Source organism: Brevibacillus laterosporus (assembly GCF_030489605.1).
Taxonomy (GTDB): domain Bacteria; phylum Bacillota; class Bacilli; order Brevibacillales; family Brevibacillaceae; genus Brevibacillus_B; species Brevibacillus_B laterosporus_E.
Window position 1 is genome coordinate 87,826 of record NZ_JAUKFY010000008.1, and the last position, 22,692, is coordinate 110,517.

A 22,692-nucleotide genomic window follows, 5' to 3' on the forward strand; every position below is an offset into this window, starting at 1 on the left:
TTATGATTAATCGAGAGTATTTTAATAAAGTTGTATCAGGCTTTTTGAACAGTGCGCCGCTCGATACGTTTTTCAAAGGAAGGGGCTTTAATCAAGCGTTGTACGTATATGCTTGGAGTATGAATATGATCAGGGTCCAGTTCACCTGCCGCTACGATTTCTTCCACCTCAACAAGCGTGACTTTTCCAGCCGCCGCCATCATTGGATTAAAGTTACGTGCAGTTTTATGATAAATTAGATTACCGAGCGTATCTGCCTTCCAAGCTTTAATTAATGCAAAATCACCTGTAATTGCGGTTTCCATCAGGTATTCTTTATCATTAAATATGCGTGTTTCACGCCCTTCGGCAATAGATGTGCCGACTCCAGCCGGGGTATAAAAAGCCGGAATGCCAACCCCGCCAGCACGAATTCTTTCCGCTAGCGTACCTTGTGGAGTTAATTCTACCTCCAGTTCACCGGAGAGGAATTGCCGCTCAAATTCTTTGTTCTCTCCTACATAAGAGCTGACCATTTTCTTAATTTGCTTTTGCTGTAGCATGAGGCCAAGCCCCCAGTCATCCACGCCGCAATTATTGGAAACCACGGTTAACCCCTTGACCCCTTTATCACGCAAGGCAATGATCAGATTTTCCGGAATACCGCAGAGACCAAACCCACCTACTAATAACGTAGCCCCATCATGAATATCCGCAACCATATCCTGATATGATTCATAAATCTTTGCCACGATGCACCTCTCCCTCCTGTTTAAAAAAAGCTATCACAGTTTTGTACGATCTGGGATGTGTGTAAGCGTTTTATAAGTTGAATTTTATCAGACTATTCTAAAAGATAAAAGGGCAGAACACAACTTTGGCGACCTATCATATCTTTTCTTTTTAAGGTAAGATTACTAAGGATAGATAGAGAGTTTTGAAACGGAGGAAACCTGCATGATAAAAATGTTTGTAAGCGATTTGGATGGCACTTTGCTGACAGATGAGAAAAAAATTGATCCGGCCGATCGTGAAGCATTGCTGTTTTTAGCTAAAAAGGGAATCCAAATTTGCATTGCCAGCGGTCGTATTGATAGAGATATTAAATGGGTCATTGAGGAGCTAGGTCATCAATGCCATCGTGTGAGCCAAAATGGCGGATTTGTTATTACGCGAGAAGAGCAGTTACTGCATGCTTGCGATTTTGATCCAGAGATGGCTCGGAAATTGTGTGAGACAGGGCAGGAATTCGATGCAATAAGCTTGGTGAGTGTGGGCGATGATGTGTACCTGACGAAAAAAACAGCATACAAGGAATTAGAAGAGGCTCATAAGGAACAAATTAAAGAGGAGCCAAACCTGATTAATATGTTCAGTGATCAGCTAAAACCAACTAAATTAACATATATCGGGGAAATGGAGACATTAAAGCAATTACAGCAAAAAGTTCATGAGCTCTACCCTGAACAATTTGATTCATTTGTATCCTTTAGCGATTGTCTAGATCTAATGCCTCTACATGTTAGTAAAGGGGATGGTGTAAGCCGATTGATGAAAAACTTAGGCCTATCACCGGATGAAGTGGCCTGCATCGGGGATTCCTACAATGACCTGCCTATGTTTGAAGCAGTGACGCACAGCTTTGCCATGGGACATGCTGATGAGCCTATTAAAGAAAAAGCGGCTCATACAGCAAAGAGCGTGCGGGAGGCAGCAGAGTGGGTCGCTTTGCAAAACGGTTGGCAGTTGACACCTTTATATACATCTAAATAGCAGGAATAATAAGACACGGCTCTGTATAGCGCCTAGCTTATACCGACATGGTACTAGTCAACAAAACGATCACCCAGATTCCATAAGTCTGCTTTTTTGCCGGTCCTTTGGTAATTGATGGAATAATAGAGGAAGACGCAATTATGTAAATGATGGTAAATTTAATCAAAATGAAAGGAGGAAAGAAGAGAATATTACAGAAATAGAAGAGAAACGAGAAAAGCTATGTTTAGAAGATTTTCAACCCTTACCGCGTACGAATAGGTAACGAAATAACAGATAACAATAGATTTCCATAAACGGTAGAACGGAAAAGGGGCTGTCAACTCAATGGATAGCCTTTTTTCCATTGGTCAAGCTTTCAGGTATAATAGTGAAAATCAGTTTATTTCACAAAGAGGTGACCTATGAATCATCGAAAAGGGCTAGTGTACGCATGTATTCTGCTATTGGCACTAGCTATTCAATTCGTATTTTCTTCCCAACCATACGGACAACAGGATATACGCGGACAATTAAAAAAATATCTCGACCTGCATGATGTTCAAGAAAAAGTTGGAAATATTTCATTTCATTATGTAAACAAGGAGGTAAGCTTTGAAAATAATGGTGTAGAAGGAGTTTTAGAATTTTTCATTCGTAAAGGAGGCCATTTCTTTGGTTTTATGTTCATTGGAATCATGCTGTTCCAAGCCATTCGCTATTTCTCTTCCCCTGCTTATTCCTTGCCGTGGAGCTTGTTTTTAAGCCTTTTTCTAGGGGTGCTAGATGAATGGCATCAGTCCTTTACACCCGATCGCTCTGCACTCGTTACGGATGTTGTGCTTGATTTTTCGGGAGCCTTCATTGGCATAATATTTTTATTTGTCTATACAATTTTCAGAAAAAAACAAAAAAGTTTAAAAATGTTGTAACAGAATACTCACAGGTGTTAACATTTTACCGTAGGGTTGATGATAAAATTTAGAAAATCAACCATCATAAAGAGAGATAACACCACTATAGAATTAGGAAAAAGAAGGGAAGTCTGTTAAATGAAAGTACCTGTTGGTATTTCAAACCGTCATATTCACTTATCACAACAAGATCTGGATCAATTATTTGGACCCGGCTATGAACTTAAAAAGCTAAAAGATCTAAAACAAGTTGGTCAGTACGCAGCAGAAGAAACGGTTAACATTGTTGGACCAAAAGGTAGAATTAATAAAGTTCGTGTATTAGGACCGGTACGTAAAGCGACTCAACTAGAAGTATCCCGTACGGACAGCTTTGTCTTGGGTGTAGAGCCTCCGGTACGCGATTCCGGAGACATTAAAGGCAGCCCTGGTATCACTCTCGAAGGTCCTCATGGAACTGTTGCCATTGATGAAGGTGTTATCATTGCATTCCGTCACATTCACTTCTCAGAAGAAGAAGCAAAAGAATTTGGCGTAAAAGACAAACAATTTGTTTCCGTTGAAGTTCCGGGAACTCGTTCCATTGTGTTTGAAAATGTATTGTGCCGTGTGCATAAGGATTTCCGTTTGGAATTGCACATTGATACAGACGAAGCCAATGCTGCTGGTCTTAAAAACAACATGGAATTAGAAGTTATTGTACCAGTTGATAATCGCGACACCTATTCTAAGTTTAAAGCACAAGAGAAAAAGCTAAGCCTTGTACTAAACTGTGGTAGTTCCTCTGTTAAATATCAATTGTTCGAATTGCCTTCCCGCAAAGTAATCGATAAAGGCATTGTAGAAGAAGTAAAACGCGATGCTTATGAACAAGCTATTAAGGCTATCTTTGATAAATACAAGCAATACGATATTTCTATGGTATCTCATCGTGTCGTTCACGGTGGAGAGGATTTCAAGGAATCCGTGATTATTACGGACGAGGTAAAACAAAAAATTGATGCATTGTCTCGATTTGCACCTCTTCATAACCCTATCAATCTACTGGGAATTGAATTGGCGCAAAAAATTCGTCCAGATGCGCTACACGTAGCCGTGTTTGATACAGCTTTCCATCAAACAATGCCTCCAGTATCGTATTTGTACCCATTGCCATATGAGTACTACGAGACATACGGCATTCGTAAATACGGCTTCCACGGAACGTCTCACCGTTATGTTGTTCAACGTGCTGAGCAATTAATGGGCACCCCAAAAGAAAAATTACGTCTAATTAGTTGTCATATTGGTAGCGGTGCAAGCATCACGGCTGTTCGCTATGGCCAATCCATTGATACATCTATGGGTATGACTCCACTAGCGGGTGTAATGATGGGGACTCGCAGCGGTAACATTGACCCAGGTATCTTGCCGTACATCGCTGAAATCGAAAAAACAGATACTGCGGGTGCAATGGATATTTTGAACAAAGAAAGCGGTGTGCTAGGCTTATCTGGCATCTCAAGCGACTTGCGTGACATTGAAAAAGCAGCGGCAGAAGGTAACGAGCGTGCTAAATTAGCACTTGAATTATTCGCTCAACGCCTGCATGACTTCATTGGTTTGTACTTGGCTCGCCTGAATGGCATCGACGGTATCATCTTTACAGCAGGTGTGGGCGAAAACAGTGAACTGGTTCGTCAATTGGTATGTAACGGACTAGAATACGCTGGTGTTATTCTTGACAAAGAAGCAAATCGCAACAACAAAGGAGAGGGCTTCATCAACAGTCCTTACTCTCCAGTTAAGATTATGGTAATCCCAACTAATGAAGAATTGGTGATGGCTACCGATGCTTACCAGCTTTTCCTAAATAAAACAGATATGGTACAAGCATAAAAGTGAAGAATGGGCTTTTCATTAAATCGTTTTGTCTGCTATACTTAGGAAATGAGCCTGTATGAAGTAAGGTTCTCGACACTTGGTGAAAAGATAAAAGGAGTGCAAAATGGATGGCAGTAGAAGTTGGAAGCATCATTGAAGGAAAAGTGACGGCAATTAAACCTTTCGGTATGTTTGTTGCTGTGGATGAAACGCAACAAGGATTAGTTCACATTTCCCAAGTTGCAAATGGTTTTGTAAAGGATATTAATGATCACTTTTCCGTTGGAGATGCTGTGAAAGTTAAAGTACTCTCCATCGATGATGCGGGTAAGATCTCCCTTTCCGTTCGCGCAGCTTTACCAGCACCAGAACGCGAAGCTCGCGACGAACAAAAAGATCGTGGTGGAGACCGTGGCGGCTATCGTGGGGGTAATCGTGGTGGAGACCGTAGCTTCAGTAAGCGCGACACTCCTAAGGACTCGTTTGAGGACAAAATGAAAAAATGGTTGAAGCACAGCGAAGAAAATATAGCTGCCATCAATAAAAAACAGAATAAGCGCGGATACTAATCGCAGCGATGTTATAAACAGAAAAGAGGAACTATCATAGTTCCTCTTTTCTTTTTCATGTGTAAGGATAGGATGCGGATATTTTTCTGAGAACAGGTGGTAATAAAACATGCGAAGAGAACTTTTGCAAGATGTAACTGAGATCATGCAGATAACGGAAGAAGAACGAGCCATACCGGAAGTGGCTCTGTTTACGGTAACTTATCTAAGTGATAATCACCCTGTAAAAGCGCTTTTAGCTATTCCAGACGAGAAATTGATACCACATCAAAAGGCGGTAGACCCCTTGCCAGCCCTTCTCTACTGCCGAGGCGGCTATAAAAAAATCGGAAGGGTTCAGCCATTACGAATTTCTCAATTGGCAGCTTTCGGTTATGTCGTTGTTGCTCCCCATTATCGCGGGAACGAGGGAGCTCCTGGTAGAGATGAATTTGGCGGAGCAGAGATGGAGGATGTGTACCAAGCGTATTTTTTGCTCGCTAGCATACCCTTTGTAGATACTAATCGCATACATCTATACGGCTTTTCACGTGGTGGCATGATGGCATTACGTGCTGCTATGTTTCCTAATCGTTATGCGTCTGTTGTTGTTTGGAGCGGTGTCAGTGATATGCACCTCACGTATTCAGAACGCCAGGATATGCAGCCTTTATTGAAAAAAATAATGGGTTCTCCAGATACGGCTCCCCATGCCTATGATAGCCGTTCACCTGTGAGACAAGCTGAACAAATCACCTGTCCAGTTTTGATCATTCATGGTCAAGAAGATGAGAATGTAGGAGTAGAACATGCCACTCGTTTGGCTAAAGCTCTTGTCCTGCATCATAAACCACATGAGTTGTGGTTGGTAGAGGATGCGTCCCACTTATTTACTTCGGAGCAGATTGGAGAATATACGAAAGCTATGTTTCGTTGGTTAGAAAGCATTTCTATTAAATAGATAACAGGATAAGTAAAGCCAGTTAAATTAACCTATCAATGTTTAATTGGCTTTTTTAGTGAAAGTAAAATATTTAGATTATTGACAATAAATAGAATTAAAAGTAAATTTAGATAAAGTTATATTTTGCCATTTATAGAAGGGAGGTGAGGGCATGAAAAATTATACAACACCAAAAGTGAAAGTAGTAAACCCTGGCGTAATCGAAGTTGATTCTTGTCAATGTGGTGCAAAAAATGGAGCAGGAGCGTAAGACACATAGGTAATATTAGTAATGGCACTACTTGTAAAAATAGTGCCATTACTATTTCTATTAGGAAAGGAATGATACGATGTTAGTAACCGATGATGTATTAACTTTTCCAAAATTGGCTGTCTACCGAGAAAAGGAAGACTATATTATTCATAATTACTTGGTGAGTAGTTGGATTGTGTTAAATCAGCAAGAATATGAAATAGCGCATGAAATGATTTACAACAAAAAGTCACCGCAGGGTTTAATAGACGAACGATACGATGCAAGTTTGGTAAAAAGGGTCATTGGTTTGATTAGACTGTATAAGATTGATAGCTTTAATGTAGATACTGAGAACAAGCAAAGTATGCATAAACCTGTGCCTAAATCTGTTTATTTTGTTACAACATACAAATGTAATTTAAATTGTGTCTATTGTTATGCAGAAAGTAGCCCCAGCAGATCTATGGATAATGATATCTCTACCGAAGAGGCTAAAAGAGTCATCACAGAAGTAAAGGAATTAGGGACAAAAACGATTGTTTTTACAGGGGGGGAGGCATTTTTACGAAAAGATCTCATAGAGTTAATGGAATATTCCGATTATTTAGGGTTAAATGTCCATATGATTTCAAATGGATCTTTTATTTCTAACAAAGAGATAGCTAATAAAATTGCCGAGATTACGAAATTAGTAACGATAAGCCTTGATTCCACGATCGAGGACGAGCATGACAAAAATAGGGGAAAAGGATCGTGGCAGAAGGCGAAAAAGGCCATTGATTTATTGCTAGAAGCTGGTTGTAAGTTAAAAATTAACCAGACAATCACGAAAAATAATATGGATGCTGTGGAGGACGTAATCGATTATACAAATAAAAATAACATCAGGCTCATTATAGCTCCTGTAGCTTCATTAGGAAGAGGCAAGACTCACGAACACGAATTAAATTATGTGCAACGTATAAAAATCGAAAACACAATCATCAACAAACAACCTAATTTTGATGCTGTTAACCAGTTTTACATTAAAAATCATTGTGGTCACGCGTACAGTGAGTTTTCGGTTGATAGCAAAGGCGATGTATTTCCCTGTAAAATCATGCATAATCCCGAGTTTTTAGGTGGAAATGTAAAAGACAAATCGTTAGAAGAAATTTATTACGAATCTCCAGTCTTTACTGCATCACGAAACAGAATCACGGATAACTTACCGATTTGTGGAAAATGTACATTTAAACATATGTGTGGTGGTGGATGTAGAGCTATCCAATGGAGCGATACAAACAGTATAGATGGCACAAACACGGAAGAGTGCAAAATTATAAAAAGTAATTTGAAAAAACATATGTGGAATTATTTTAGAAAGTCAAAAGAGGAGGTTCCTTCCTAATGATGTCTCCCTATCAAGTAAACAAAGATATCTTTTATGATCGAAATGTAGAGGGTATATTTGTCCTTACACCTGAAGGACAAACGATATTGTTTGAGGATGAAGTAGCCTGTACACTGTGGACACATATTTGTACGAAAGAAACAATTACGCTTGAAGAGATGCTAAAAGAGATATCGGAAAAATTTAATGTTAATACAGAAAATACGATGATTACAAATGACATACAGATGTTTTTAGATGAATTAGTTAGGCATAGGTTACTTACTATCTAAGTAATGTTTCTATTTGCTATCATGACAACGAAAATGATGGATATCAACGCCAAACAATTTAGGGCATGACCATCTAAGATAATAAGCAAGTGCATGCAATCATGCCCTGTAGCATCTAAAAATAATTGTACGTTAAGAAGGAGATTTTGGTTTGGATATCATAAGAATATTCAAAAATAAAAACTATACATATCTTTTTCTGGCGAATGTAACCTCCTCTATGGGGAATAAAATTGGTCTCATCGCATTCACATTATATATTCTTACAAGATTTTCTTCACAGCCTATCTTTGCTACCATTACAGAATTAATGTACTCTCTCCCCATGCTTGTCATTTTCTTGTTCATTGGTGCTGTGGCAGATCGTTTTGACCGCAAAAAGGTTGCTTCTTGGGCGGATTTTATTTGTGCTTTTCTTTCTATAGGATTACTTTTTAGTATTGCCATTGATTCCATCGTCCTTTCCTTTTTCATCATATTTGTCAGGAGTGCAGTCTCTAATTTTTTTGGTCCTGCACAAAGAGCTATCATGCAAGGCATTTTAACCAAAAAGGAATATCCAGTAGCTACCGGTTTAAATCAAATGGTAAACAGCATTCTAATATTAGTAGGCAGTTCCATTAGTATCTTTCTTTATTGGCACATTGGTATAGAGGGAGCAATCTTGATAGATGCCATATCATATCTGGTATCTGGATTGCTAATCCAATTTTGCAATATCAAAGTAGAAATCAGATTGCCAAATGGTGAGAAATCGTGGAAAGATGTATCAATAGGAGCCTTGATATCAGATTTCAGCAAAGGTGTTCGATATATTTGGAATAATAAACCAGTATTAGCCATATCAAGTGCTTTTTTTCTATTTGGAATTATAAATGCCGGTTATGCACTCATTCCTACTTACGCATTGAAGTATAAACTTGCTCCAGAGTCATATGAGACAGTATTGCTATGGATGGGGATTGTGTCAGGGGTAGGTTCTTTGTTTGGAAGTATAGTGGGGTCCTATTTAGCAACTAAAATGAAACTTTATCACATAGCAGTTCTTTCCCTTATAATTATGGGGAGCTCGGTTGTTTTCTCAGGTCTTACGAACAACGTCTCCATTTTTATTCTCCTTGATTTTTTCATTTCTCTGGCTTTTCCCTTATTAAACATAGGTTTTGGTGGTTGGTTGCCAAGCCTCGTTGACCCCAAAATAATTGGAAGAGTATACGGGTGCCTTACGCCTATGATGATGCTGTCACATTCTGTTACGTTGGGGATTATCGCAGTTACGTTCCCTGTCTATATAGGTGTAAGCTTCTTATTCTTCATACACGGCACATGTATGCTTCTAGCGGCCATTTTTTACTACTATATCTTTCAAAAGAATTTTGCAAATAAGCGAGTTGTTGAGCAACAGATGTAAAAGCAAGTAATGGAAACAATTCGTTTGAAAAATCGCTTTTTCCTCTTATGCCCATTCGTTATAATGAAAAGACAAAAGGATGATAACGGGTCCATATAGGTAACTAAAAAAGCGGGGAATTCATGTATGCAGCAAAATTTTTTTGAGCAGTACCAGCATAGTGATATAGATGAATTGGCAGATGTTATAGGTGAATTACTACAAAATCCAATTACCATTGAAGATTTGGATCATCGGCTGATAGCTTATAGCTCTCACGGTGATAGCACCGATCCAGCACGTTGGTCTACGATTATGGGACGGCGTGTGCCAGAAACAGTATTGGCAAGGCTCTGGAAGGATGGCGTTTTTCAACAGCTCTTTTCGCAAAAGGACCCCGTACATATTCCTGAAAAGAAAGAGATTGGACTTGGAAAGCGGGTTGCAATTGCGATACGCAGAGGCAATGATATCTTGGGCTATATCTGGGCGCAGGAGGTAAATCGTGCCTTGACCTCCTGGGACGATGAAATTCTTCGTCAGGCTGCTAAGGAATCGGTGCCTCGACTGTTGCAACGACAAGGAAAGCGCAAAGCCGAGCAGGATAGACAAAAAGAATTCCTCTGGGAGCTTTTGCTTGGTGGACACGGCGAGGAGACGAAGCTGCAACAGAAGGCGATTAATCTACACATGAAGATTGTTCCTCCATTGCTGGTTTCTACCATAGAGGTGCTGGAAGGCAAGGGTGAACAGCTACACCAATTGCTGTATCCTCTATTGATGCGAGATAAAATTTACAGTCTGACAGATGGTTCTCAGCTTATTTTGCTCATGCTGCACCCTAAAGGGCAAGCTGTTACAGAAGATGCGCTGGTTGCTTATTCTGAGCAATTTTTAGAGGAATGCATGTCTAAGCTCACAGATAAGTTTGGAAAGGGAAAAGCCCATATTGGCTGCGGCCGTCCGGTTTGTTCCCTCATTGAAGGGCGCCAAAGCTATCAAGAGGCTTTGCAAATGAATGTAATAAAACGGCTGTTTCCTGAGGAGACAGAGCGGATACTGAGATTTCAGCAATTGGGAATCTACCGTTTCTTGCCTCAGATGAAAAGCTGGAATAAAGAACAAGCCTACAAGAATGATCAGCTAGCTAAGCTGCTTTATTATGATCAGGAAAACCAAACGAATTTAACCGAAACGTTGGAGGTCTTTCTTGATCATGTGGGCAAGGTTAACCGAACAGCGGCTCATCTGCATATTCATATTAATACGCTTAGCTATCGATTGAAGCGCATTGAAGAAATCATGCAGATTGATTTAGATGATCCAAACCAGCGATATTCGCTCTATATTGATTTAAAGGTAATGAAGCTGGGATAGTTCTTTTGCGCATTTGTGAAAATTCACAAACGAACGCTTTTTCTCTCAAAGGAATCTCTAATGCTCCCTTTATGAAAACGCTGTATTATTGAGAAGTGAAGAAGATCTTTAAGTGAAAGAGAACTGAGCAGGGGCTATCAAGGGGAGGATTTAATAATGATTATCGGAATTCCTAAAGAGATTAAAAACAATGAGAACCGTGTAGCGATCACGCCTGCTGGAGTGACAGCATTGGTACAAAGCGGTCATCAAGTATTAGTTGAAACAAATGCAGGACTAGGCAGTGGATTTATTGATACTGAATATCAAGCAGTGGGGGCTACTATCGTTCCAACAGCGGCAGATGCTTGGGCAGCTGATATGGTGATGAAAGTAAAAGAACCGCTTGCTGTTGAATATAACTATTTCCGTGAAGGACAAATTCTATTTACTTATTTGCACTTGGCGCCGGAACCAGAATTGACCAAGGCGTTGGTTGATAAAAAAGTGATTGCCATCGCTTATGAAACCATCCAAATGCCAAATGGCTCACTTCCGCTGTTAATGCCGATGAGTGAAGTAGCAGGACGTATGTCTGTTCAAATCGGAGCTCAATTCCTCGAAAAACCATACGGCGGTAAAGGTGTACTTCTAGGAAGCGTTCCGGGCGTTCCAAAAGGTGAGGTTGTCATTGTCGGTGGTGGTATTGTAGGGACCAACGCTGCGAAAATGGCAGTAGGCTTAGGTGCAAATGTTACGATTTTAGACATTAGTGCTGATCGTCTTCGTCAATTAGATGACCTATTTGGTGGACGTGTTCACACATTGATTTCTAACAGCTTTAACATTGCTAACGCAGTGAAAAAAGCAGATTTGTTAGTGGGGGCAGTTCTAATTCCAGGTGCTCGTGCTCCACGTCTGGTAACAGAAGAAATGGTAAAAACAATGGCTCCAGGGTCTGTGATCGTTGACGTTGCAATTGACCAAGGCGGTTCTATTGAAACGATTGACCGCATCACTACACATGATAACCCAACCTATGAAAAGCATGGAGTTATCCATTACTCCGTAGCCAATATGCCAGGAGCAGTAGCTCGTACCTCTACTCTCGCTCTAACAAATGTAACTGTTCCTTATGCTGTGCAAATTGCTAATAAAGGATATGTGGAAGCAATCCGTAGCAACCAAGCTCTAGCAAAAGGTGTTAACGTTATTAATGGTCAAGTAACCTATAAAGCAGTTGCGGATACACACAATCTGCCATTTGTTGCTTTGGAAGAGGCGTTACTAGTAGCAAGTAAATAAGAAGTTCCAGATTATAAAAATAATTCATTTGAAAAAGTGCCATACTTTTTGTTAAAAAAGGTATAGCACTTTTTCTTTTTTTGACTTTCTATCCAATGCCAAAGGTTTGTGGTATGCTCTTATATCGAGAACAGAATATGCGTTAGGAGTGAAGTGGCAACAATGTACAAGCACCTAAAAAAGTTTATCTTTAAAATGGATCCTGAATCGGCGCACGAGAATGCGATTAATGGACTACGAATGGCTGACAGCATTCCTTTAGGCAAAAAGGTATTAAACATGATGTACGGCTATGAAAATCCAATGCTCGCAAACAAAGTATGGGATATCGTTTTCCCTAATCCGGTAGGACTGGCGGCTGGGTTCGATAAAAATGCCGAGGTGTATATTCCGCTCGGATTAATGGGATTCGGCCATGTGGAAGTCGGCACGTTAACTCCGCTAGCTCAACCAGGTAATGACAAGCCGCGTTGTTTTCGCTTAAAGGAAGATCAGGCGATTATCAACCGAATGGGTTTTAATAACCACGGTGTACAAGCAGCAGCGAAATCCTTGAGTCATTATCAGGATGCCTGCATGCCAGTTGGGGTAAACATTGGAAAAAATAAACTAACTCCTAATGATCAAGCAGCAAGTGACTATGAAAAATGCCTCGAAGCACTATATCCCTATGGTCATTATTTTACGATTAATGTAAGCTCACCTAACACTCCTAACTTACGTGACTTGCAGGAAGTAGATAGTTTACGCCATCTTTTGCGGACAATCCGTAAGAAAGCGGATCAGCTAGAGAAATACGGTGCGAAACGTAAACCAATCCTCTTAAAAGTAGCCCCAGACATGTCGGATGAGCATATGAGCGATGTTGTTCATGTTGCTTTAGAAGAGGAAATGGATGGTTTGATTGCCACCAACACTACTCTGTCTCGAGAAGGCGTTTCCGATCGCAGGCTGGCGAAGGAAGCAGGAGGACTGAGCGGTCCAATGCTATTGCCGCGTGCAACCGAATGCGTTCGTGATATTTATAAAGCAGTAGGCGACAAAATGCCTATCATTGGGGTAGGGGGTATCTTCACTGGTGATGATGCGTACCGCATGATGAGAGCAGGTGCGTCTATGACCCAGATTTATACGAGCATGATCTATGTGGGACCCGGTGCTGCCACAGAGATTAACAAGCGTTTGGTTCAGCTTATGAAGCGAGATGGATTTACTCATATTAGTGAAATTATTGGGATTGATCATAAATAAAGGTGGAATTCTGCTAAAAGGAGCTCTTTCGTTTTGAAAGACTCCTTTTTTATATGCCGATTTTTCTACACATTGTTCAAAAATTTGCTTGGGATTTCCCAAAAACCAGATACAATATATGTGAGACGATACAATAAGAGAAATGATTATAGGGGGTTAGTGTAATGCGAATACTGATGGTAGGTGCGGGTGCAATTGGTGGATATTTCGGATGTCGTTTAGTGGAGAGTGGCAGAGATGTTACTTTTCTTGTGCGTCAAAAACGTAAGGAACAACTGGAAGAGCGAGGTCTAGTTATTCAAAGCGTAAATGGCGATTCCACAGTCCATCCCGCCTTATTAGTAGCTGGAGAAGAAGCGACCCCTTTTGATGTCATTATGTTATCGCCAAAAGCATACCATCTGGAGGATGTAATCCATGATATTGCTCCCTATGTGGGTGAGGATACGATGATCATCCCGCTTTTAAATGGAATTGCTCATATGCAGCCATTACAGGAGCATTTTGGGGCTGAAAAGGTTTTGGGCGGATTGTGCTTTATAGAGACAACGCTAAATGCTGACGGGGATATCGTCCAAACTAGTAAGGCTCACAGGCTCGTTTTTGGGGAATGGAATGGAGGCACGTCCGAGCGAGCAGAGCGATTATATGAGTATGTAAAAGCAGCGAATGCGAGCTTTGAATTATCTCATAACATTCAGCAGGAGGCTTGGCAAAAATATTTGTTTATTACGATGCTCTCAGGTATTACCACCTTGATGAACGCAGCAGTAGGACCCATTCGCGATTCTCCATTTGGAATCGAGCTGACCAAACAAGTAACAGAGGAATGTGTGAGAGTTATGATGGCGATTGGCGCTCCTATCTCTGCTGACATGGCAGATCGTGTGATGGAGACTTTTAAGCAACAGGGCTATAAAATGAAATCCTCTATGCTGCGAGATATGGAAAAACGTCTGCCAATTGAAGGAGAGCATTTGCAGGGATACCTGCTGCGTCTTGCCGAACAGCAGGGAATAGAAACACCAATGCTGCGAATTGTTTATAATAACGTAAGAATTTATGAACAAAAGCGTCAAAGCACATTCTAATGTTATAATAAGGGGCAGAAAAGGAGGGCTATGCTGATATGGAAGTTGTAAAAATTGCTCCCCGTGGTTATTGCTATGGCGTAGTAGATGCCATGGTACTGGCTATTAAAACGGCAAAAAATCAAAATGTGCCGCGCCCTATCTACATTTTGGGAATGATCGTGCATAATGCGCATGTGACGGAAGCCTTTGAACGTGAAGGAGTTATCACGTTGGATGGAGAAGATCGTCTAGCGCTTTTAGATAAAATTGATCACGGAACCGTTATATTCACTGCTCATGGAGTATCGCCAGAAGTCCGCAAAAAGGCGAAGGAAAAAGGTCTGACGGTTGTGGATGCTACTTGTCCTGATGTAACGAAAACGCATGATCTCATTAAAGAGAAGGTGGAGGAAGGCTACCATATTCTCTATATTGGTAAAAAAGGACATCCTGAGCCGGAGGGCGCCATTGGGATAGCGCCTGATCGCGTTCATTTGGTTCAAACGCTGGAAGATTTGCAAAACGTACACATTAAGACTGACAAATTGGTGGTCACAAACCAGACAACGATGAGCCAATGGGATGTCAGACACATTATGGAAGCTATTGTAAAGAAATACCCTTCGGTAGAGGTGCACAATGAAATATGCATGGCTACACAGGTTAGACAGGAAGCGGTAGCAAAACATGCTGGTAAAGCAGAGGTAACGATCGTTGTAGGGGATCCTCGAAGTAATAATTCCAATCGTTTGGCACAGGTTTCAGAGGAGATTGCGGGCGTTCCGAGTTATCGCATTTCTGATCTGTCTGAGCTTAATATTGAGTGGCTGAAGGGGAAAAAGAGTGTATCTGTTACCGCAGGTGCATCTACTCCGACACCATTAACGAGGGAAGTTATTGCTTTTCTTGAACAGTTTGATGAGCATGATCCTTCTACATGGGAAAAAGTACGGACAGTTAATTTTGATAAGCTGTTACCTACCGTAAAAGAAGAGAAAAAAGAGTAAAAGTGGCAATCTGATACAAAAACAGCTTCTTCGGTAATTCCGATTGAAGCTGTTCTTTATGTGGAAAGTAGAGGAGAAAACTGCATGAACAGCAAAAATAACCAGCATACTTTTACAAACGAAAGCGCTTCAAATGCTTACGTAGCCTTAGGTGGACTTTATATCTTTTTGTATTATGCTATGGGTGCTTACTCGCCTCTATTAACAGAGTACTTTAAATCCATTCACTTAACTGGAGTTGAAATTGGTACTCTTAGTTCGATCACTCCTGTAGTATCCTTGCTCCTGCAGCCTATTTGGGGAATGATTTGTGACCGCTTTCAGGTTCGGAAAAAGGCGCTGATTCTGGCACTTATCGTTGCAGCCTGCGTGTCATTTTTGTTTACCTTTATTCATTCCTACGCATGGGTGTTTTTTACCATTGCGCTCTGGTCTGTTTTTCAATGCGCGGCTATCCCGATTTCAGATAGCTTAACACTTAGCTATGTAAGCAAGCGCTCCATGCATTTTGGCAGTATTCGTTTATGGGGAGCCATTGGATTTGCGATTGCCGCTTTTCTTACTGCCTTGGCTGTTCAGCAGTGGGGGCCGTCTGCAATTTTTTACAGCACAGGATTTGCTTATTTTATCGCTGTACTCTTTTTGATCAGAATTCCCGATGAGCGAATTGAGCGCAAGGCGATCACGCGTAATAGCTTTAAAGAAGCCGGAACGCTTTTTAAAGGTCCACGCTTTATACTCTTTCTCGTCTGTACATTTTTCGCATTTGGTCCAATGAATGCTCATAATACCTGGTTTAATCTATACTATCAGCATATCGGCGGAGAGATTGCCACATTAGGATTTGCTTTTTTACTTTTTGCAGGTAGTGAAGTACCTTGCATGAAGCTGGCATCAAGCCTTGTCAAAAAAATAGGTCTGGAGCAAACTCTCTTATTTGCTTGCCTTGTCTCTGGTGCCAGGTGGTTTTTCTACGGAACAGCTCCTAGTACGACAATCGTCCTAAGCTTATTTTTCTTACAAGGGTTATCTGTTGGGCTATTTCTCGCTACGGCTGCTCAATATGTACGGGATAATACACCGCTTGCCTTGCAGGTAACAGCCCTGGCCCTATTTGCTTCGTTTGGGCAGGGATTAGGCTCGATGTTTGCTAACTACACAGCAGGCTGGGTTATGGAATACTGCGGTATTTTGCGTACGTATACCTTCTTTGGGATTTCTACCTTACTCGGAACGATCCCTTTATTGCTCATCTGTTATGGTCCTTGGAAGCGCCGTTCAGAAGATATTGCTGCAAAATAAAATACAGGCATATGAAATTCTCGATGAAACAGGAACTGTCGCTGCAGCCTTTGATGATATATGTCTATATGACAAGGTATTGAGTTTAGAAAAAAATAAGATTCCGAATGGTTCATCAGGCAAGCGTAATGCGGATGGAACAATGAGCTCTTGGGATACATTTATTCCTTTGAAAGATAGGAAGTCTCTTACCTTAAAACTTAGTCGTCTCTATACCAATGTGGTATCACCTTTTCGTGCTGAATTAAAACCAATAAAACTAGCTAAACATCCTGGTACTCAAAAGGATCAGCTTGGAAATAGGTTTACTTTTACAGATTTTACATTTGTTGAATCCAAGGGAAAATCATTTGACCCTCTAACCATACCTAAACCAGATACGATTGTTGAGGCAAATCCATCGGAGGTATCCCTTGTTCAATTTGAAGCAACTCTAGCTAAGGGGATTATTTCTACTGGAGTATGGTATGCAATGGATGAAAATGGGGAAGAGTACAGAGCTTATTTCGATGAGAAGGAAAGTGAAAAGGACCAAAACGGGATTGTAAAACTGAAAGGATCATTAGGAATTGTCGATCTGAAACATCAGCCTAAGAAGCTTACGTTACACTATAAAGTTGCACAAAAACAAAACACTGATATCGATTGGAAAATAGAAATCCCTTTAACAAAATAGAGAAAGGCAAGTCCATATAAATGGGAAACTGCCTTATGAGATCCCTAAAAGATGACCCGATGATCGGAGTCATCTTTTTTCTATCTGAAGAGACAAGAAAAATTACGCGCGTAGTACTCTGATAGCAAATTACCCGGAGTGACCCCGCAATTATGTTGAAATGAATAAAGCACTGCTAAAACGATGCCACTTACAGTAATTGACAATCGCCAGAGCTGTGATTTATACTCGCCTTACAGAATGAAAATTCATTCCGCAAAGGAGCACAGGATGTGTCGGAATCTAAACGCGATTTAATAATGAAAGCTGCACTAATTCTTTTTGAGGAACGAGGCTTTGATGGGACGACAGTTCCGATGATTGTCGAGAAAGCGGGAGTCGGTGCCGGTACTCTTTATCGGTATTTCGAAAATAAGGAGTCGCTCGTCAATACCTTGTTTCAAGAATGTGTAATGGATTTGCTAGAGACTGTGAAAAAAGGATATCCTCATACTTCTGAAGATATATATGAGCAATTTCAACACATTTCCAATCAGGTTATTAGCTATTTATTGAACAACATGTATGCATTATTGTTTCTTGATTCACATGCGAATAGGCATTATCTGGACGAGGCTAGTCGCCAATCCTACAATATGCTACGGGATTTTTTTATTGACTTTATTCATCAGGGCCAACAAAAGAACATCATTCGCCCACTACCTGCTGAAGCATTGCTAACGATTGTTGACGGTGCCTTTATCGCTTTAAATAAGGCCATTCGATTTTGCGAAATTAAGAATCCATCAGAATTAATTGCAGGTGTACAAGAAGCATGCTGGGATGCGGTCAGAATTCATTAATTCAGACCCCCCTTACCAAAACGGAATGAATATTCATTCCGATCCCAAGTCAGTTTTCACAATCTAACAGATTTAAAATATAGGAGTGATAAGAACATGAATGCTACCGTACAAAAAAGGTTTTGGATTCTACTCATACTCTCCCTCTCGATGATCGTGATGACGGCATGCAGTAAAGATAAGGAAGCACTTGTTCAACCGCAGGAGGCAAAAATAGTTGTAGCAGAGGCAATTAAAGCGAAAACATTTAAAGAGATGAGTGAGCTTTCCGGAACGCTTGCTCCCAAGGAAGAAACCACGTTATCTTTCGAAGTAGCAGGAGAGATCAAGTCTTTACCATACAAAGAAGGAGATCAAGTAAAAAAAGGCGATATCTTGGCCCAGCTTGATTCCACAGATTATTCCCTCCAGCTAGCTTTGGCCGAGGCTCATGTATATGGTGCGAACGCTAATTTGGCTAAAGTAAAAAACGGCTTCAGAGAACAAGAGATTCAGCAAGCAAAAGTAGCGGTTGATGCAAAGAAAATCTTGCTGGAAAAGGCACAAAAAGATTACATACGCATGGAGCAACTCTATAAGAGTGGTGCGATCCCTCAAACTGAGCTTGAAAATGTCAAAAACGCACTAGAACTTGCTAAAAAAGACTTTGCCTCGGCTCAGCAATCCTATTCGCTTGTAGTGGCAGGGGCCCGGACGGAGGATATAAGCTCGACTCAAGCGAGCTATCAGGGCGCTGTTGTTGGCCGAAATCAGGCCGCAGCCACTCTAGCAAAAACACAGATAAAAGCTCCTATTACTGGAACAGTACTATCAAAGTTAGTGGATGTGGGACAACTGGCTAGTCCGGGCGTTCCTGTTTACCGTATCGGGAACATTACCCAACTGAAAACAGTTTTACCCGTGCCTGACAGAGATATATCCGCTTGGAATGTAGGAGATACAGTCGAATTTACCCTGTATGAGCAAAAACGAACAGGAAAAGTCTCAAAAATCTATCCGGCCACCAATGAGCAGACAGGTACGATCAGCGTAGAAGTTGTGATTGATAATGCAAAGCATGACTGGTTTCCCGGACAGGTAGTAAGTGCGAAGCGGGCATTGTCACAAAAAGAAGGAATTTTTGTGCAGATAGAAGCTGTTTTTAGCCGAGGGTCTGGTCCTTTTGTCTATGTGATAAAAGACGGTAAAGCAAGGAAGACGCCTGTAGTCATTGGCCAGTACGTTGATAATTTTCTGGAAATTACATCTGGGCTCCAAGCAGGAGATATGCTGATTACGAAAGGTGCTGACCGATTGCTCGACGGTGACATTGTTACCGTGGGAGGGGGCAAACAGCATGATTGAATATTTCATCAAAAAGCGAAAAATAACGCTTGTTTTCTTTACGATGGTGGTGCTGATCGGGATATTCATTTCCCTCTCACTTCCTAAGCAGGAATCACCAGACACCATTGTCAGTATGGCTACGGTCACAACCATTTATCCAGGGGCAACTCCGGAAAAAATGGAACAAACCGTAACGAAGAAATTGGAAGAAAAGATCAATGAGGTTCAAGGCATCAAATCAATTAGTTCCGAATCCCGGTCTGGGATATCCCTCATTACCGTTCGATCAGAGAGTAAAGTCGAACCGAAAAAGGTATTTGAAGAGCTGCGGAAAAAAGTGAAGGATGCTGAGGCTGAATTACCTGAGGAAGCAGAGCAACCAATCATTAATGATGACATGAGTCGTACGTTTATACAGACCTTTCAAATTACGGCAGAATCATTTGAGGAAATTCTTCAGCTGCGCGATACGCTTGATCTTTGGAAGGACCAGCTTCGTACCATACCTGGTGTTTCAGATGTCTCTATACTCGGTTTGCCAAAACAGGAACTAAAAATATATGTAAATGCCCAAAGATTGCAACAATACCAACTTTCTTGGACACAGGTAATGAATGCTGTTCGAACGAAAAACGAAACAACGCCACTTGGGGATGTCAACATTGACACCCGTAAATATCAGCTTACCTTGCCTGTTAGCTACAAGGCTGACGCATTCAACAAAGTAATTGTAAACCGTACAAAAGAGGGAGTTCCTGTTTATCTTCAGGATATCGCGACGATTTCAGACAGTACCAAAAGACTTGACTATCGAACCTATTATAACGGGAAGCCTGCTGTGACAGTCAGCATAAATGCCGAATTGGGAAGCGATGTTCCTCGTGTTCAGAAAGCCATTGATCAAAAGCTGGAAGCGTTAGAAAAGAACCTTCCCTCGTGGGCGAAAAAAGAACCTGTCTTTTCTCAGGTCGATCGAATTGATGAGCTTTTCTCCGGACTGTTGCACGAGATGCTGATTGCCATTGTGGCCGTTCTTTTCATATGCACGCTAGGCTTGAACCTGACGACATCCATGATGGTAGCGTTGGCGATTCCAATCTCATTGGCAGCAGGGATGGCTGTCCTTCCTTTCTTTGGAATTACACTCAACCAGATGACGATCTTCGGACTCATCATTGTACTTGGTATTCTGGTGGATGACGCAGTAGTGGTGAATGACAATATCGAGAGAAGGCTGTCTGTACTGGGGGAAGACCCGTATGCGGCTGCCGTACTTGGGACCAAAGAGGTCTCGGTTTCGATTATCACAGCTACTCTGGCTACGGTTTCGGCGTTTGGACCGATCATTTTTCTTCCTGGAGATGCGGGGCATTTTATCTTTCCTGTTCCGGTCATCATCATCTTTACGATGCTAGCCTCCATGCTCATGTCACTTACGATAGTTCCTATTTTTAGAGAATGGAACCAGAGACGGAACAAAAAACAGACAAACTACCAGAAGCCAGCCGGTCTGTTAGGAAAACAAATCAACTCCTTGATTCATTGGTATGGGGATCGCGTAATGCCGATTATGCTGAAGAATCCATTAAAAACAGGAATAATTGGGGTATTGATAGCAACCGTGTTCTATGGATTGATTACATTTATACCCGTTCAGCTTTTTCCTGATGACGACCGACCACAGATGGTTGTCAACATTAGCACGCCTGTCGGCAGTAATTTGCAGGAAACAGATCGAATTGTTCAGGGCGTTACAGAGTGGATTCAGAAGCAGCCGCATATTGAAAAGGTCTCTGCTTTCGTAGGTGGGAATGGGCCACAGATGATTCCGAGCGCACCGCCTGTCGGATCAGGAGAAAATATGGCACAATTAGTGATTGCATTTGATAATAAGCAAATGGATTCAAGAAAAATCCTGAAGCCGTGGATGGCAGAGTTTAAACAGATGTACCCAGAAGCAAATATTATTCCCTATAGTGTAAAGGCAGCGATGTACACAGGAAGTCCGGTAGCCATTCGGGTGTATGGAGACGATTTGCATCAGCTATATGCCATTTCGGAGCAAATAAAACAACTGATTGCTGAAACGCGGGGAACCTATAATATAAATGATACTCTTGGTAACGAGCAATATGCCCTGCAATTCAATGTGAATCAGGGAAACATGGATAAGAAGCTGATCAGTGAAGCTGACTTAACGCGGACGTTGCGTCTGATTAGCCAAGGAATTCCTATGGGGCAATTTGATAATGGGAAACATTTGATTGATATCACTCTGCTTGCGGATCAATCGGGAATGACAACTCAGCAAGTCTTTCAACAGCTTACAGTTCCAAACGTTCAGGGCCAGCTCATTCCTGTCTCTCAGATAGCGGAAATGAAGCCAGCCTTATCAATGCAGAATATACCTCGCTACAATTTATCAAGAAGTGTCACGATTACTAGCGATGTAGGGGATCGGACGGCTGATGATGTGATGAGGGAATTGAAAGAGAAGATGGAGAAGCTAGAATTACCGGCTGAGTATGCATGGAATGTAACTGGTGAAACAGAAGAGGAAACCGATATTTTATTTGATTTAGGAATGCTGGCGGTTGTAGCCGTTTTCCTCATTTTTCTCTTGATTGTCATACAGTTTAATTCGTTATCCATTCCTATTTTGGTCATGAGTACGGTTTATCTGGCGATTGCTGGTAGTCTAATCGGGTTATTCGTTACAGGAACACCAATCGGATTTATGACAGTGGCAGGCTTTATCTCCTTGTCAGGGATTGTTGTGCGAAATGGGATTGTCTTGATTGAGTTTATCGAGGAGGCAAGACATACTGGCGTTGAGTTGAAGGAAGCAGTTATTGGAGCTGGTAAAGCCCGATTGAGACCGATCCTGTTAACATCTCTGGCAGCAATAGCAGGGCTTACACCAATGGCGATTACGGGCAGCGTGATGTTCAAACCGCTCGCTATAACCATTATTTCCGGTTTAGTGTTCTCCATGCTGCTAACACTGATTGTGGTCCCGTCCCTGTATACGGTTATTGCAATTAGCAAGCAAAGTAAAATAGCAAAAAAGAAGGCGCGGGAACAGATAAGCAGCCAACAAGCTGAAAGGCCATTGTAAGTAAGTAGAAGGCTTCCTCGGTGGTCATAAAAACAGCAAAAAGGAATGGATAGCAAGTCAAATGATTTACGACTGTTATCCATTCTTTTTCGTGTCTTTAAAAGTCAAAGATAAGCTTTTCGG

At 41.3% G+C, this 22,692-nt stretch carries 19 protein-coding genes; 18 read left to right on the forward strand and 1 reads right to left on the reverse strand.

Going from position 1 to position 22,692, the window contains the following annotated elements; genetic code table 11:
• Positions 1-35: 35 nt before the first annotated feature.
• Positions 36-731 carry a CoA transferase subunit A gene (locus QZ995_RS10995; RefSeq protein ID WP_301806635.1) on the reverse strand — a complete coding sequence of 232 codons (696 nt, stop codon included), beginning with the start codon at positions 729-731 and terminating at the stop codon, positions 36-38.
• A gap of 205 nt (positions 732-936) precedes the next feature.
• Here QZ995_RS10995 and QZ995_RS11000 point away from each other — a divergent pair, with 205 nt between their 5' ends.
• The 18 genes from QZ995_RS11000 (at position 937) to QZ995_RS11090 (ending at position 22,569) form a co-directional block, all read left to right on the forward strand.
• Positions 937-1,752 carry an HAD family hydrolase gene (locus QZ995_RS11000; protein ID WP_301806636.1) on the forward strand — a complete coding sequence of 272 codons (816 nt, stop codon included), beginning with the start codon at positions 937-939 and terminating at the stop codon, positions 1,750-1,752.
• 407 nt (positions 1,753-2,159) lie between these two features.
• Positions 2,160-2,666, forward strand: a complete 507-nt coding sequence (locus QZ995_RS11005) for a VanZ family protein (RefSeq protein WP_301806638.1) — start codon at positions 2,160-2,162, stop codon at positions 2,664-2,666.
• Between the two features lie 120 nt (positions 2,667-2,786).
• Entirely contained in the window at positions 2,787-4,526 is a 1,740-nt protein-coding gene (locus tag QZ995_RS11015) for an acetate/propionate family kinase (RefSeq protein ID WP_366919694.1), read from the forward strand.
• A gap of 113 nt (positions 4,527-4,639) precedes the next feature.
• Positions 4,640-5,080, forward strand: coding sequence for a S1 RNA-binding domain-containing protein (locus QZ995_RS11020; protein ID WP_301806639.1), 441 nt, complete (start codon positions 4,640-4,642; stop codon positions 5,078-5,080).
• Between the two features lie 109 nt (positions 5,081-5,189).
• A complete protein-coding gene (locus QZ995_RS11025) occupies positions 5,190-6,020 on the forward strand; it encodes an alpha/beta hydrolase family protein (protein WP_301806641.1) in 831 nt (276 codons plus the stop codon).
• 332 nt (positions 6,021-6,352) lie between these two features.
• Positions 6,353-7,648, forward strand: a complete 1,296-nt coding sequence (locus QZ995_RS11030; protein WP_301806642.1) for a radical SAM/SPASM domain-containing protein — start codon at positions 6,353-6,355, stop codon at positions 7,646-7,648.
• The gene (locus tag QZ995_RS11035; protein ID WP_301806644.1) at positions 7,648-7,923 is read left to right on the forward strand and encodes a PqqD family protein; all 276 of its coding nucleotides are present in this window, start codon (positions 7,648-7,650) and stop codon (positions 7,921-7,923) included. Before QZ995_RS11030 ends, QZ995_RS11035 begins: the two co-directional genes overlap by 1 nt.
• A 151-nt stretch (positions 7,924-8,074) precedes the next feature.
• Positions 8,075-9,334, forward strand: a complete 1,260-nt coding sequence (locus QZ995_RS11040; protein WP_301806645.1) for an MFS transporter — start codon at positions 8,075-8,077, stop codon at positions 9,332-9,334.
• Positions 9,335-9,460: 126 nt separating this feature from the next.
• Entirely contained in the window at positions 9,461-10,690 is a 1,230-nt protein-coding gene (locus QZ995_RS11045; protein WP_301806647.1) for a PucR family transcriptional regulator, read from the forward strand.
• Between the two features lie 156 nt (positions 10,691-10,846).
• Complete coding sequence (gene ald, locus QZ995_RS11050; protein WP_301806649.1) at positions 10,847-11,974, forward strand: alanine dehydrogenase; 1,128 nt, start codon at positions 10,847-10,849, stop codon at positions 11,972-11,974.
• A gap of 162 nt (positions 11,975-12,136) precedes the next feature.
• Positions 12,137-13,225: a quinone-dependent dihydroorotate dehydrogenase gene (locus tag QZ995_RS11055; protein ID WP_301806650.1), complete on the forward strand. Its 1,089-nt coding sequence runs from the start codon at positions 12,137-12,139 to the stop codon at positions 13,223-13,225.
• 164 nt (positions 13,226-13,389) lie between these two features.
• Entirely contained in the window at positions 13,390-14,316 is a 927-nt protein-coding gene (gene panE, locus QZ995_RS11060; protein ID WP_301806651.1) for a 2-dehydropantoate 2-reductase, read from the forward strand.
• Between the two features lie 38 nt (positions 14,317-14,354).
• Positions 14,355-15,305 carry a 4-hydroxy-3-methylbut-2-enyl diphosphate reductase gene (locus QZ995_RS11065; RefSeq protein WP_301806654.1) on the forward strand — a complete coding sequence of 317 codons (951 nt, stop codon included), beginning with the start codon at positions 14,355-14,357 and terminating at the stop codon, positions 15,303-15,305.
• 84 nt (positions 15,306-15,389) lie between these two features.
• Entirely contained in the window at positions 15,390-16,607 is a 1,218-nt protein-coding gene (locus tag QZ995_RS11070) for an MFS transporter (protein WP_301806655.1), read from the forward strand.
• Entirely contained in the window at positions 16,594-17,283 is a 690-nt protein-coding gene (locus QZ995_RS11075) for a hypothetical protein (protein ID WP_301806657.1), read from the forward strand. The genes QZ995_RS11070 and QZ995_RS11075 overlap by 14 nt, the downstream gene beginning before the upstream one ends.
• A gap of 272 nt (positions 17,284-17,555) precedes the next feature.
• Positions 17,556-18,125: a TetR/AcrR family transcriptional regulator gene (locus QZ995_RS11080; RefSeq protein ID WP_301806659.1), complete on the forward strand. Its 570-nt coding sequence runs from the start codon at positions 17,556-17,558 to the stop codon at positions 18,123-18,125.
• Positions 18,126-18,221: 96 nt separating this feature from the next.
• Positions 18,222-19,469 (forward strand): efflux RND transporter periplasmic adaptor subunit, encoded by a 1,248-nt coding sequence (locus QZ995_RS11085; protein ID WP_301806660.1) that lies wholly within the window; start codon positions 18,222-18,224, stop codon positions 19,467-19,469.
• Positions 19,462-22,569 carry an efflux RND transporter permease subunit gene (locus tag QZ995_RS11090; protein WP_301806663.1) on the forward strand — a complete coding sequence of 1,036 codons (3,108 nt, stop codon included), beginning with the start codon at positions 19,462-19,464 and terminating at the stop codon, positions 22,567-22,569. Before QZ995_RS11085 ends, QZ995_RS11090 begins: the two co-directional genes overlap by 8 nt.
• The last annotated feature ends 123 nt before the right edge of the window (positions 22,570-22,692 follow it).